This window comes from Pseudorhodobacter sp. (genome assembly GCF_034675685.1).
Lineage (GTDB): Bacteria > Pseudomonadota > Alphaproteobacteria > Rhodobacterales > Rhodobacteraceae > Pseudorhodobacter.
On the sequence record NZ_JAUCDA010000016.1, the window covers coordinates 172,967 to 185,455 of the forward strand.

General features: G+C 58.0%; 11 protein-coding genes and 1 tRNA gene. 5 read left to right on the top strand and 7 right to left on the bottom strand.

The window, feature by feature from the left end; genetic code table 11:
• Positions 1-44: 44 nt before the first annotated feature.
• The 5 genes from radC to pyrF all read right to left on the bottom strand — a co-directional run bounded on the left by radC (position 45) and on the right by pyrF (position 5,701).
• Positions 45-809, bottom strand: coding sequence for a RadC family protein (gene radC, locus VDP61_RS12235; protein ID WP_323007163.1), 765 nt, complete (start codon positions 807-809; stop codon positions 45-47).
• A gap of 204 nt (positions 810-1,013) precedes the next feature.
• Positions 1,014-2,159, bottom strand: coding sequence for a molecular chaperone DnaJ (gene dnaJ, locus VDP61_RS12240; protein ID WP_323007164.1), 1,146 nt, complete (start codon positions 2,157-2,159; stop codon positions 1,014-1,016).
• A gap of 72 nt (positions 2,160-2,231) precedes the next feature.
• Positions 2,232-4,136, bottom strand: coding sequence for a molecular chaperone DnaK (dnaK, locus tag VDP61_RS12245; RefSeq protein ID WP_323007165.1), 1,905 nt, complete (start codon positions 4,134-4,136; stop codon positions 2,232-2,234).
• Positions 4,137-4,366: 230 nt separating this feature from the next.
• A complete protein-coding gene (locus VDP61_RS12250; protein ID WP_323007166.1) occupies positions 4,367-4,987 on the bottom strand; it encodes a TIGR02466 family protein in 621 nt (206 codons plus the stop codon).
• Positions 4,988-4,999: 12 nt separating this feature from the next.
• Positions 5,000-5,701, bottom strand: a complete 702-nt coding sequence (gene pyrF / locus VDP61_RS12255; protein ID WP_323007167.1) for an orotidine-5'-phosphate decarboxylase — start codon at positions 5,699-5,701, stop codon at positions 5,000-5,002.
• 141 nt (positions 5,702-5,842) lie between these two features.
• Here pyrF and VDP61_RS12260 point away from each other — a divergent pair, with 141 nt between their 5' ends.
• Positions 5,843-6,616: a hypothetical protein gene (locus VDP61_RS12260; RefSeq protein ID WP_323007168.1), complete on the top strand. Its 774-nt coding sequence runs from the start codon at positions 5,843-5,845 to the stop codon at positions 6,614-6,616.
• On the opposite strand, the gene VDP61_RS12265 is transcribed toward VDP61_RS12260, so the two are convergent.
• Positions 6,613-6,816: a hypothetical protein gene (locus tag VDP61_RS12265; RefSeq protein ID WP_323007169.1), complete on the bottom strand. Its 204-nt coding sequence runs from the start codon at positions 6,814-6,816 to the stop codon at positions 6,613-6,615. The two genes, VDP61_RS12260 and VDP61_RS12265, sit on opposite strands and share 4 nt — an antisense overlap.
• 220 nt (positions 6,817-7,036) lie before the next feature.
• Here VDP61_RS12265 and clpB point away from each other — a divergent pair, with 220 nt between their 5' ends.
• Positions 7,037-9,649, top strand: a complete 2,613-nt coding sequence (gene clpB, locus VDP61_RS12270) for an ATP-dependent chaperone ClpB (RefSeq protein WP_323007170.1) — start codon at positions 7,037-7,039, stop codon at positions 9,647-9,649.
• Positions 9,650-9,736: 87 nt separating this feature from the next.
• Here the strand turns inward: clpB and VDP61_RS12275 are convergent, their stop codons facing one another.
• Positions 9,737-10,594: an N-formylglutamate amidohydrolase gene (locus VDP61_RS12275; protein ID WP_323007171.1), complete on the bottom strand. Its 858-nt coding sequence runs from the start codon at positions 10,592-10,594 to the stop codon at positions 9,737-9,739.
• Between the two features lie 247 nt (positions 10,595-10,841).
• Here VDP61_RS12275 and VDP61_RS12280 point away from each other — a divergent pair.
• The 3 genes from VDP61_RS12280 (at position 10,842) to VDP61_RS12290 (ending at position 12,459) form a co-directional block, all read left to right on the top strand.
• Positions 10,842-10,916, top strand: a tRNA-Val gene (locus VDP61_RS12280).
• Between the two features lie 98 nt (positions 10,917-11,014).
• Positions 11,015-11,140: a type B 50S ribosomal protein L36 gene (gene ykgO, locus VDP61_RS12285; RefSeq protein ID WP_050527975.1), complete on the top strand. Its 126-nt coding sequence runs from the start codon at positions 11,015-11,017 to the stop codon at positions 11,138-11,140.
• 263 nt (positions 11,141-11,403) lie between these two features.
• Complete coding sequence (locus VDP61_RS12290; RefSeq protein ID WP_323007172.1) at positions 11,404-12,459, top strand: fatty acid desaturase; 1,056 nt, start codon at positions 11,404-11,406, stop codon at positions 12,457-12,459.
• The last annotated feature ends 30 nt before the right edge of the window (positions 12,460-12,489 follow it).

Consider the following 12,489-nt stretch of genomic DNA (forward strand, 5'->3'; position numbering starts at 1 on the left):
GCTATGTGATCTGTCGTGACACAGCCCCTGCATAGCGCTTAAGGTTACAGATAGCCCGATGCACGAAAACTCAATTCCCGTTCTTTGCCGATGATCAGATGGTCATGCAGCGTAATGCCCAACACCTGTGCCGCATCCTGAATTTGCCCGGTCATGGTGATATCCGCTTGGGATGGGGTAGGGTCGCCCGATGGGTGATTATGCACCAAAATAAAGGCGCTGGCATTCAGCTCCAATGCGCGCTTTACCACCTCACGCGGGTAGACCGGCACATGGTCCACGGTGCCACGGGCCTGCTGCTCATCCGCAATCAACACATTCTTGCGGTCCAGAAACAGAATGCGAAACTGTTCCGTCTCGCCATGCGCCATCGCGGTATGGCAATAATCCAAAAGCGCATCCCAAGATGACAGAACCGCGCGGTTCATTACCCGTGCCCGCATCATACGCTGGGCCGAGGCCTCAACAATCTTCAATTCCTGGACGACAGCGTCGCCCACGCCTTGCACAGCCACCAAACGGGCCACAGGTGCCGTCACCACCCGGTTGAAGTCGCCGAACGTGTCCAGCAACCGCCGGGCCAATGGTTTCACATCCTGGCGCGGAATCGCACGGAACAAGACAAGCTCCAGCAATTCATAATCCGGCATTGCCGCCGCCCCACCCTCCATAAACCGCGTGCGCAACCGCTTGCGATGATCCGCGATATACGAGGGCAGCTTGCCGGAAAGCGCTGTGATTGGCACAGCCTCATCGGTGTCCGCAAATAACGGCAGGGCAGCTTCATGAAAGGCGTTGCTTTGGCTCATGCGGCCAGATTGCCATGGGCATGGTAAAGAAAGCGTTAAGCAAATCGCAGCCTTGCGTCATGTCGGAAAAATATCCACGTCCCTTGGCTTTGCAAAGCATCGGTAGTGTCGTTTTCGCACCCCAGGCCAAAGCGCGGGCGATACGAAAAAGGGACCCGCCAGGGCCAAAGTCGGGGGTTCGATGCCCCCGGCTTTGGCGGCTGCTTAGCCCTTCATCCCTTCCCAAAAGGTTTTCACCTTGGAAAAGAAACTCCGCCCCTCGGGGTTGTTGTCTTCCGACAGTTTTTCAAACTCGCGCAACAGATCTTTTTGCTTGGAGGTCAGGTTGACCGGCGTCTCAACCGCCAGTTCGATCAGCATATCACCAACCCCGCCCCCACGCAGTGCCGGCATCCCCTTGGCGCGCAGGCGCATTTGCTTGCCGGTCTGGCTGCCACCGGGTACTTTCACCCGGCTTTTGCCGCCGTCAATCGTGGGCACTTCGACTTCGCCACCAAGGGCGGCTGTGGCCATCGTTACCGGCACGCGGCAGAATAAATGGGCGCCTTCGCGTTGGAAAATCGCATGTTCGCGCACTTCGATAAAGATATACAAGTCGCCGGATGGGCCGCCGCGCAAGCCTGCCTCGCCTTCACTGGCCAAGCGAATGCGCGTACCGGTTTCAACCCCGGCCGGAATGTTCACCGACAGGGCGCGTTCCTGCTCTACCCGTCCCGCGCCGGCGCATTTCTTGCAGGGGTTCTTGATGGTCTGCCCCATGCCGTTACAGGTTGGACATGTGCGTTCGACAGTGAAAAATCCCTGCTGTGCCCGTACCTTACCCATACCTGAACAGGTAGGGCAGGTTGCAGGTTCGGCCCCGCCTTCGGCGCCAGACCCGCGGCAAGAGTCGCAGGCCACCGAAGTCGGCACATTGATGGTTTTCTGGATGCCTGCGAATGCTTCTTCCAGCGTTACGCGCAGGTTATAGCGCAAGTCGGAGCCGCGTTGCGCGCGCGAACGCCCGCCGCCGCCACGCTGGCCGCCCATGAAATCACCAAACAAATCTTCGAACACATCCGAAAACGCGCTTGCAAAATCGCCTTGCCCACCGGGTTGCCCCCCGCGCGCCCCACCCATGCCGCCTTCAAAAGCAGCGTGGCCGTAACGGTCATAGGCGGCTTTTTTATCAGCGTCCTTCAGAACCTCATAGGCCTCGTTCACCTCTTTGAACTGGTCCTCGGCCTTGGGGTTGGCAGAGTTGCGGTCGGGATGCAGCTCTTTTGCTTTGCTACGGTAAGCTTTCTTCAACTCATCGGCCGACGCGCCGCGCTGTGCCCCGAGCACGTCGTAATAGTCACGTTTTGCCATGGCAAACCTCTGATTTTTGAACGGCAGCGGGCGGCCCTGTTCAAGGCCGCCCCATTTGTCGTTCCTGCGGTTTTACTTCCGCTTTTTTTCGCCAAGATCTTCGAAATCGGCATCGACGATATCATCGTCAACCGAGCGTGCCTCATCCGGCTCCTCAGAGCTTTCAGCATCCTGGCTGGCTTTGTAGATCGCTTCGCCCAGTTTCATCGCAGCCTCGGTAAGGTTTTGGATGGCCCCTTTGATCTTGCTGGAATCTTCGCCTTTCAGCGCTTCTTCCAGTGGCTGCATCGCGAATTCGATGACTTCGACGGTGGACGGGTCTACCTTGTCGCCATGCTCGTCCAGCGATTTGCGGGTCGAGTGCAGCAGACTTTCGGCCTGGTTGCGGGTTTCCACCAGCTCGCGACGGCTTTTGTCAGCCTCGGCGTTTTCTTCGGCGTCCTTCACCATTTTCTGGATGTCGTCATCGGACAACCCGCCCGAGGCCTGGATGGTGATGTTCTGCGTCTTGCCGGTACCCTTGTCTTTGGCCCCAACGGAAACGATACCGTTTGCGTCAATGTCAAAGGTCACTTCGATTTGTGGCATACCGCGCGGTGCGGGTGGGATGTCTTCGAGGTTGAACTGGCCCAGGATCTTGTTATCCGCAGCCATTTCACGTTCGCCCTGGAACACCCGGATCGTCACGGCGTTCTGGTTGTCTTCGGCGGTCGAGAACACTTGCGACTTTTTGGTCGGGATCGTCGTGTTGCGGTCGATCAGGCGGGTGAACACACCACCAAGGGTTTCAATCCCCAAGGACAGCGGGGTCACGTCCAGCAGAACAACGTCTTTCACGTCGCCTTGCAAAACGCCTGCCTGAATGGCCGCACCAAGGGCCACAACCTCATCCGGGTTCACACCCTTATGCGGCTCTTTGCCAAAGAACTTGGTCACTTCTTCGATCACGCGGGGCATCCGGGTCATGCCGCCAACCAGCACCACTTCGTCGATGTCGGATGTGGACAGGCCAGCATCTTTCAGCGCGGCCTGGCACGGCTTGAGCGAGGCCTTGATCAGATCGCCAACAAGGCTTTCCAGCTTGGCGCGGGTCAGTTTCATCACCATGTGCAGCGGTGTACCAGAAGCGCCCATCGAGATGAACGGCTGGTTGATTTCGGTCTGCTGGCTGGACGAAAGTTCAATCTTGGCTTTTTCGGCAGCTTCTTTCAAACGCTGCAAGGCCATCTTGTCTTGCTTCAGATCGACGCCATGCTCTTTCTTGAACTCCTCAGCGAGGTAATTCACGATGCGCATGTCAAAGTCTTCGCCGCCAAGGAACGTGTCGCCATTGGTGGATTTTACTTCGAACAACCCGTCGTCAATTTCCAGAATGGTGATATCGAATGTACCGCCACCAAGGTCAAAAACCGCAATCGTGCGCGCTTCTTTTTTATCAAGGCCGTAAGCCAAGGCAGCCGCTGTCGGCTCGTTGATGATGCGCAGCACCTCAAGGCCAGCGATTTTGCCGGCGTCTTTGGTGGCCTGACGCTGGGCGTCGTTGAAATAGGCCGGAACCGTGATAACCGCTTGGGTCACTTCTTCGCCAAGGTAGGATTCAGCGGTTTCTTTCATCTTTCCCAGAATGAAGGCAGAGATCTGGCTGGGCGAATACTTTTCGCCGCGCACCTTGACCCAGGCATCGCCATTGCCGCCATCCACCAGATCGTAGGGCAGGTTTTTCTTGTCTTTGGCAAGATGTTCGTCGCTGAACGTACGCCCGATCAAACGCTTGACCGCAAAGACGGTGTTGGATGGGTTGGTGACAGCCTGACGCTTGGCGGGCTGACCGACAAGGCGTTCGGTTTCTGTAAACCCAACGATAGAAGGCGTTGTCCGCGCACCTTCAGAGTTTTCGATGACTCGGGGTTGCGAACCATCCATGATGGCGACGCAAGAGTTGGTTGTCCCTAGGTCGATCCCGATGACTTTGGCCATGATAAATACCTCTTCATATTCGGCGATGTTATGGGGGTCAGGCCCGTTATGGCCCCTGATCCCCGATCCCAGTTGCAGACGGCTAGGCACGGCCGCCTTTTCCGGCTACCGGGCGTATATAGGGGCCGTATGGTGACCCTGCAAGCACCCCGGCGCTTGGTTTTTCATCTCAATTGCACGAAATTGTGATGGATTTGTTGGGGGCTGATTGGGTTTTGGGCTTTGCGGCCCTATTCCCAGCCGTAATTGAAGCTGATGCTGATGCGATCATCGGCCCCCATATTCATCGGCACTTCATGGCGCAGCCAGCTTTCCCACAGCAAGATATCGCCGGGTTTGGGGGTGGCATAGATGAAGCTGCGCAGATATTCCGGCGCGTCCTTGCGGCGGGCCGGGGCGGCCATCATCATCGGCAGGCGCGGATCTTCGAGTTTCAGCGCCCCGGCACCGGGCGGCACCGAGACATAGGTGGTGCCGCTGATCACGCTATGTGGATGGATATGAGAGCTGTGGGTGCCGCCCTGGGGCAGAATGTTGATCCAGATGGAATCAAGTTTCAGCTTTTTGCCATCAAGGTCAAAGGCAAGATCGTTGGCAAAGGCGGCGACATGTTTATCGATGATCTTGATCAGGTCTTTGAACGTGGGGTCACGCCAGGCCAGATCGGCAAGCGAGGCATAGGAAGTATAGCCGGGGAACTGGTTTTCTTCGCACCAATCCTGACCTGCTGTGTCATCTTCGGCGATGGCAAGGCAGGTGTCTTCCAGTTCCTCGGGGGGCGGGGCCTTGCCCATCTCGGCAAGGGCGGCGCGGTAAAAACGGGTGACGAAAAGACTGTCGATCTGGGGCATTTGCGGTTTCCTTTATCGGGTTGGCGCAGGCAGGTCTGATACCAGCACTTGCGCGGCACGCCTTGGGTCGGCGTGTTGCCAGATCGGACGGCCCACGACGATATGGTCAGCCCCTGCGGCAATGGCGTTTGCCGGGGTGGCGATGCGCTTTTGGTCATCGCCGGGCGATCCTGCGGGGCGCACGCCGGGGGTGACAATTAGCCGACCGCTGGCGATGGGCAAAGCGCGGATCAGTGCGGCCTCATGCGGGCTGGCGATGACGCCATCGGCCCCCGCCTCCAGTGCGTTATTGGCGCGTTCAACGGTGATTTCGGTGATGTCACCAGGTTTGATAAGGTTGGCATCAAGGTCGGCGCGATCCAGCGAGGTGAGCACGGTGACGCCCAGAATTTTAAGGTTGGTGCCTGCCGCCCCTTGTTTGGCAGCACGCACCACTTGCGGGTCGCCGTGTACGGTCAGGAAATCGAAGTCATATTGCGCGATGCCGCGCACTGCGGCCTCTACGGTGGCGCCGATGTCAAAGAATTTCATGTCCAGAAAGATGCGCTTGCCGTGTTCTTGTTTCAGCTCATTCGCAAGGGCCAGACCGCCGCCGGTCAACATCCCCAGACCGATTTTGTAAAAGGACACCGCGTCGCCAATGCGCTGGGTCAGTTCCAGGCCTTGCACGATATTCGGCACATCCAGCGCCACAATCAAACGGTCATCGGCCATGTTTTTTCCCTTTTGCCCGTGAAACCGCTGCGTGATGGGCGCAATTCCGGGGGGTGTCAAGCAAGACACCAGGCAGGACACATTGACTTGGGCAGCACAGCGCGGTTTCATCACCGCAAAAGCAATAAGATGGGGCCGCGCATGCAGATCAACCTTGAATTTGAACGGCCCGAGGATGGGCCGGCCTCTGGCCCGGTTACGGTGGGGTGGTTTTTGACCAAGGATAAGGGTGCGATCCTCTATGATCCGCCCGAGCGGGTTTCGGTGCGCCAAACCAGCAAAACCCATGCCAAATCGGCCAGCCGGTGCCCGGCCGTCATTCAGATGGAAAGCCGCTATTTCATGGTGAAATGCCCCTTTGATTTGCATATCGGTTTTGGCCGCGATGAAAAAGGCAAGGCGCATCTGATCAACCGGGCGGGCGCTGGCTCGGCCATTCGGGCAAGCAAGATATCCGAGGTTTTGGTGCTGGTGAATGAGGCCGAATGGCGCTTTCCCGACCGGCCCACGGTGCAGTTGATGTTGCCCTATTGTTTTATCGCGGATGAAACCGTGTATCTGACGCAACTGGGCACCTTTGCGCATTACCGCCCCGACCCGTTGCCGGGAACCATTTTTGGCGGGCGCTTTCCCGTGAATCTTTGGCCGCGCCCGTTGATGTGGGCGTTTGAATGGCATGACCCGACAAAGGATTTGGTTTTGCGCCGCGGCGAGCCGTTGTTTTACTGTCAGTTTGAGGCGAACGGCCCCGACCGCCCGGTACAAATGGTCGAGGCCGAGCGGACCCCCGCGCTAGAGGCCTATATGGATAAAATCTCGGGGGCGGTGAATTACGTCAACCAGAGCTTCAGCTTGTTCAAAGCCGCCGAACAGCTGCGGCCGACAAAGCTGTTGACGCCAAAGGCAAAAGGTTAAGAGCGCAGGATTTTACGTTCAGCCGCCGTGATCAAACCCCGAACAAGTGCCTGATGCCCGATGCTTTGCGCGGCAGGCAGCGTGATGTCGATTCGCAGGGGCACGGGAAGGCCCGGAGAGAAAAATTCGACGGCCCCCTCAAAATGGCGGTGGGCGGCATCATAAATCACATCGACAATTCTGGCGGCAGTCATGGTCATTGATGCGTCCTTTGACGTTCGGGTTGCAGCAGGTTGGCCCGGTTATGATATTGCCCCACTGGTGAAGATTCGGTTTCTGAATTTTCAGGCGTTTGTCAGTCACAAATGCTTGAAACAGCACGGTTGCGCCCCCAGATTATACCCGAGGCCCAAGGGTGGGATGCGCCGCGAACGGGCACCCCAAAGGATGGGCGCTTGTTGTAAAAAAAGGAGAATACCGATGAACCTGGAAAAGTTCACGGAGCGGTCGCGCGGCTTCTTGCAGGCCGCCCAAACCATCGCCCTGCGCGAAAGCCACCAGCGGCTTGCCCCCGAGCATTTGCTGAAAGCCCTGATGGATGATGACCAGGGCATGTCGGCCAACCTGATCCGCCGTGCCGGGGGTGACCCTGCGCGTGTTGTCGAGGCGCTGGGCCTTGCGATGGGCAAAATGTCCAAAGTGTCGGGCGATGCGCAGCCCTATATGGACCCGGCCACGGCGCGGGTGCTGGATGAGGCCGAAAAGATCGCCACAAAGGCGGGCGACAGCTTTGTTCCGGTGGAGCGGATTTTGGTTGCTTTGGCGATGACCAATACCAATGCCAAAGATGCCTTGATGGCCGGCAAGGTGAATGCCCAAAGCCTGAACGCGGCGATCAATGATGTCCGCAAGGGGCGCACGGCCGATAGCGCCAGCGCCGAGGATACCTATGAGGCGCTGTCGAAATACACGCGCGACCTGACTGCGGCCGCTGCCGAAGGCAAAATTGACCCGATCATTGGCCGGGATGAGGAAATTCGCCGGGCGATGCAGGTGCTTTCGCGCCGAACAAAGAATAACCCGGTGCTTATCGGTGAACCCGGTGTCGGTAAAACCGCGATTGCGGAAGGGCTTGCCCTGCGCATCGTGGATGGTGATGTGCCGGAATCCTTGCGCAACAAGAAGCTGATGGCGCTGGATATGGGCGCGTTGATTGCGGGTGCAAAATATCGTGGCGAATTTGAGGAACGTCTGAAGGCGATTCTCAAAGAAATCGAGGCCGCCTCGGGCGAGATTATCCTGTTCATTGATGAGATGCATACGCTGGTCGGCGCTGGCAAAGGTGACGGCGCGATGGATGCCGCCAATCTGATCAAACCCGCGCTGGCCCGCGGCGAGTTGCACTGTATCGGTGCCACCACCCTGGATGAATACCGCAAATATGTGGAAAAGGATGCCGCCCTTGCCCGCCGCTTCCAGCCTGTGATGGTGGAGGAGCCGACGGTCGAGGATACGATCTCTATTCTGCGCGGAATCAAGGAGAAATATGAGCTGCACCACGGCGTGCGAATCACCGACAGCGCCTTGGTCGCGGCGGCTACGCTAAGCCACCGCTATATCACGGATCGGTTTTTGCCGGATAAGGCGATCGACCTGATGGATGAGGCCGCGAGCCGTTTGCGCATGGAGGTCGACAGCAAGCCGGAAGAACTGGACCAGTTGGACCGCCTGATCCTGCAATTGCAGATCGAGGCGGAGGCTTTGAAGAAAGAGGATGACACCGCATCCAAGGACCGTTTGGAAAAGCTGGAAAAGGAACTGGCTGATCTGATGGAGCAATCCGACAGCATGACGGCCAAGTGGCAGACCGAACGCGATTCACTGGAGGCTGGCCGTGAGTTGAAGGAAAAGTTGGACCGGGCACGGGCCGAACTGGATGTCGCCAAGCGTGAGGGCAATCTGGCAAGGGCTGGCGAGCTTTCCTATGGTATCATCCCGCAATTGGAGAGAAAACTGGCCGAAAGCGAAGGCCAGGAAACCGATGCGCTGGTGTCCGAGGCCGTGCGACCCGAGCAAATCGCCGAGGTGGTAGAGCGCTGGACCGGGATTCCGACAACCAAGATGCTGGAAGGCGAACGCGAAAAGCTGCTGAAGATGGAAGATGAACTGGGCAAGCGGGTCATCGGCCAACGGCAGGCGCTGAAAGCGGTTGCGAATGCGGTACGCCGTGCACGCGCCGGGCTGAATGATGAGAACCGGCCTTTGGGCTCGTTCCTGTTTCTTGGGCCAACAGGCGTGGGTAAAACCGAATTGACCAAAGCGGTTGCCGAATATCTGTTCGACGATGATCAGGCCATGGTGCGGATTGATATGTCCGAATACATGGAGAAACATGCGGTTTCGCGGCTGATCGGTGCACCGCCCGGCTATGTTGGGTATGACGAAGGCGGGGCGCTGACCGAGGCTGTGCGCCGCCGCCCCTATCAGGTTGTGCTGTTTGATGAGGTCGAAAAGGCGCATCCCGATGTGTTCAACGTGCTGCTGCAAGTGCTGGATGATGGGGTGTTGACCGATGGTCAGGGCCGCACCGTGGACTTCAAGCAAACGCTGATCATTCTGACATCGAACCTTGGGGCTGTGGCACTAAGCCAGATGCCCGATGGCGCAGACCCGGCACCAGCGCGTGCACAGGTAATGGAGGCGGTGCGGGCACATTTCCGGCCAGAGTTCCTGAACCGTCTGGACGAGACGATCATCTTTGACCGTCTGGCGCGGACCGATATGGCGGGCATCGTGACAATTCAGCTCAAACGGCTGGAAAAGCGCCTTGCAAGCCGTAAGATCACACTGGAACTGGACAAGGATGCGCTGCAATGGCTGGCCGATGAAGGCTATGATCCGGTCTTTGGCGCGCGCCCGTTGAAGCGGGTTATCCAGCGCAGCCTGCAAGACCCGCTGGCCGAAATGATCCTGGCGGGTGATGTGTTGGACGGCAGCACGATTGCGGTATCAGCCGGGGCCGAAGGGTTGTTGATCGGCGATCGCGTAAGTGCGTCCAAACGGGAAAAACCGGCTGAGGCGGTTGTGCACTAACCACAGCACAGAACAAGATGGAAAAGCCCCGGCCTTGTCGGGGCTTTTCTTGTTTCTCACATGCGAAAGACGGCAGGGCAGCCGGCGCTATTCTGCGGCAAGCGGCTGTGAATGTTCGGTAGCCCCGGTTATCTGCGCGATGACGCCTGAAATCAGCGCCTGAAACTCTGCAAAGTCGGCGCGCGGCTCAACACGGGCCTCATCCAGATAGAGCGAGCGATCAATCTCCACCTGCACCACATGCTGTCCGCGGGTCGGTCGGCCATAGGCCTGGGTAATATAGGCACCAGCAAAGGGCGAATTGCGCGCCACGCGCAGGCCCGCATTGGTAAAGGCGGCTTCAAGCTGTGTAACGATCTCATGGCTTGCTGCGGCCCCGAAACGATCGCCCAGCACCACCTCGGGGCGCGCTATGTTGCCGCGACTGTGTGATTCGATGGCCTCATGTGGCATTGAATGGCAATCAATCAGAACGGCTTTGCCAAACCCTTGGGTCGTCGCAAGCAACAAGGCGCGCAACTGCTGATGATAGGGGTGCCAATAGCGGGTCAGGCGCGTTTCGGCCTCGCTGCGCCGAATGCGATTCGCATAAATCAGGCGCCCGCCCGACACCACACGCGGCACCACGCCCAAGCCCGAGTTGATGCGCGGATTGTGCCGCGTATTTGCCACACCTTCAATCAGGGCGGGGTCAAATTCATCCGGCCCGCGGTTAAGGTCTATAAAGGCGCGTGGCGCGCGCGCGGTCAGCAATGGCGCGCCATAGGTCGGCGCATTGGCAAAAAGCCTGTCCACAAAGGCATCCTCGGATGACCGCAGGCTCAGGGCATCCAACCGGCTTTTGCCATCAAACGTCGTTTCATAGTCGCGGCCGCTATGGGGCGACGAGAACACAAACGGCACAGTTTGCGTTTCGGGCAAGAAAAGATCGTAGGATTCGGTCAAATGCTGCTCTCCATCACGGTAGATATAGCCTGCATTTCAGGTTTGCCAAATCTTTACGCAGCGACATACATTCCTGCAGCCGGCGCAAAGTTTCGGCCTTATCCCTTTGACATGCTGTTTAACAAAGCTCTTGAACATGGGCGCGACTCCTTTTATAGCCCTGCCAACCGACGCGGTTCCGCCCGCGTCCTTTACTTTGATAACTTGGGTTCAAGGCAAAGACATGGCGGAATCGTTGCGGGCTTGTGGGCGGTTAGCTCAGCGGTAGAGCACTACGTTGACATCGTAGTGGCCACTGGTTCGATCCCAGTACCGCCCACCATCTTGCCGCCTTCTTTTGGTTGCAGGGCCATCGTTCCCGCGCTATGTGGGGGCACAAGTTTTAATCGGCGCACGCGCGCCGCGATAAGGAGAAGACCCATGAAGGTCAAAAACTCGCTCCGCTCGCTGAAGTTGCGTCACCGCGACTGCCAGGTCGTGCGCCGCAAAGGCCGTGTCTATGTTATCAACAAGACACAAAGACGTTTCAAAGCCCGTCAGGGCTGATATCGTCGGGCTACAAACGATTTTCGCGAATCACTAAAAACCGCCGTGGGGAAAGCTCCGGCGGTTTTTCAGTAACAAAAACCGCAGGTTGCCGCTATGACAGGGCCGCGGGGCACGAGCCCGGACTGCGACACAAAGGCCTGTCCGGGTTTCACAAGATTGCCACAGGGCCCGGATTAACCTATCGGTATCTGGAAACAGGGTAACGATGGCCATATCGCCCCTTTTGCAATTGGCCACACCACAGGGAAGAAATCATCGGAATGAATGTACAGAACCTGCGCGATGCCGCGCTCTCTGCCGTGCCTGACCAGAATCGGTCGGCGCGTGACTGGCTTCAGGTCCTTGCCAAATACCGTGACCCAGACCCAACGCGCAGCACCTATGAACTGCTGGTGACCATGATCCCGTTTCTGGCAATTTGGGTCGGTGCGATTTGGGTGTTGCAATATAGCTATGCGGCGGCGTTGCTTTTGGCGGCCATCAACGGGTTGTTTCTGGTGCGGCTGTTCTGCATTCAACACGACTGCGGCCATGCGTCTTTCTATTCCAATCGCAGGCTGAGCGATTGGGTCGGGCGTTGCCTTGGGGTGCTGACATTGACGCCTTACCATGTCTGGCGGCGTCAGCATGCTATCCACCACTCGGCCTCGGGCAATCTTGATCTGCGCGGCATTGGCGATGTGACCACGCTGACGGTTGACGAATACCTTGCGCGGTCGCGATTCGGGCGGTTCATGTATCGGGTTTACCGCAGCCCGTTCATCTTGTTTCTGGTCGGACCAGCCTATATTTTTCTGGTTCAGAACCGTATCCCTTACGGTCTGATGAAATCCGGCGCCTCGTTCTGGATCTCGGCGATGGGCACCAATGCGGCGCTGATCGCGGGTGTGGCGGCGCTGGTGTATTTTGGCGGCTGGGCACCGTTGTTGCTGGTGGTTTTGCCGACATGGCTTGTCGCCGCGTCTGCCGGGGTCTGGATGTTTTATGTGCAGCACCAGTTCGAAGATACGCATTGGCGCCGGGGCGACGAATGGCAATTGCATGAGGCGGCTTTTCAAGGGTCATCGCATTATGTGTTGCCCAAGCCGCTGCAATGGCTGTCGGCCAATATCGGCATTCACCATGTCCATCATCTTTACAGCCGCATCCCGTTTTACCGGCTGACCGAGGTGATCAAGGATCATCCGATCCTGGCGGAAAGCCAGCGCATGACCATCCGCGAAAGCCTGGCTTGCGCACGGTTGCACCTGTGGGACGAAAGCCAGAAAAAGCTGCTGTCGTTCCGCCGCGCGCATGCGATGTATCTGGCGGCTTGATCTTTCGGTGCAGGCTGCGCTCCAGGCGCG

Excerpts from the sequence above, each read along its gene's own strand:
- ykgO (WP_050527975.1), top strand. The coding sequence starts at position 11,015 with ATGAAGGTCAAAAACTCGCTCCGCTCGCTGAAGTTGCGTCACCGCGAC.
- VDP61_RS12290 (WP_323007172.1), top strand. The coding sequence starts at position 11,404 with ATGAATGTACAGAACCTGCGCGATGCCGCGCTCTCTGCCGTGCCTGAC.
- pyrF (WP_323007167.1), bottom strand. The coding sequence starts at position 5,701 with ATGGCCGATGACCGTTTGATTGTGGCGCTGGATGTGCCGAATATCGTG.
- radC (WP_323007163.1), bottom strand. The coding sequence starts at position 809 with ATGAGCCAAAGCAACGCCTTTCATGAAGCTGCCCTGCCGTTATTTGCG.
- dnaJ (WP_323007164.1), bottom strand. The coding sequence starts at position 2,159 with ATGGCAAAACGTGACTATTACGACGTGCTCGGGGCACAGCGCGGCGCG.
- clpB (WP_323007170.1), top strand. The coding sequence starts at position 7,037 with ATGAACCTGGAAAAGTTCACGGAGCGGTCGCGCGGCTTCTTGCAGGCC.
- VDP61_RS12250 (WP_323007166.1), bottom strand. The coding sequence starts at position 4,987 with ATGCCCCAGATCGACAGTCTTTTCGTCACCCGTTTTTACCGCGCCGCC.
- VDP61_RS12265 (WP_323007169.1), bottom strand. The coding sequence starts at position 6,816 with ATGACCATGACTGCCGCCAGAATTGTCGATGTGATTTATGATGCCGCC.
- dnaK (WP_323007165.1), bottom strand. The coding sequence starts at position 4,136 with ATGGCCAAAGTCATCGGGATCGACCTAGGGACAACCAACTCTTGCGTC.
- VDP61_RS12260 (WP_323007168.1), top strand. The coding sequence starts at position 5,843 with ATGCAGATCAACCTTGAATTTGAACGGCCCGAGGATGGGCCGGCCTCT.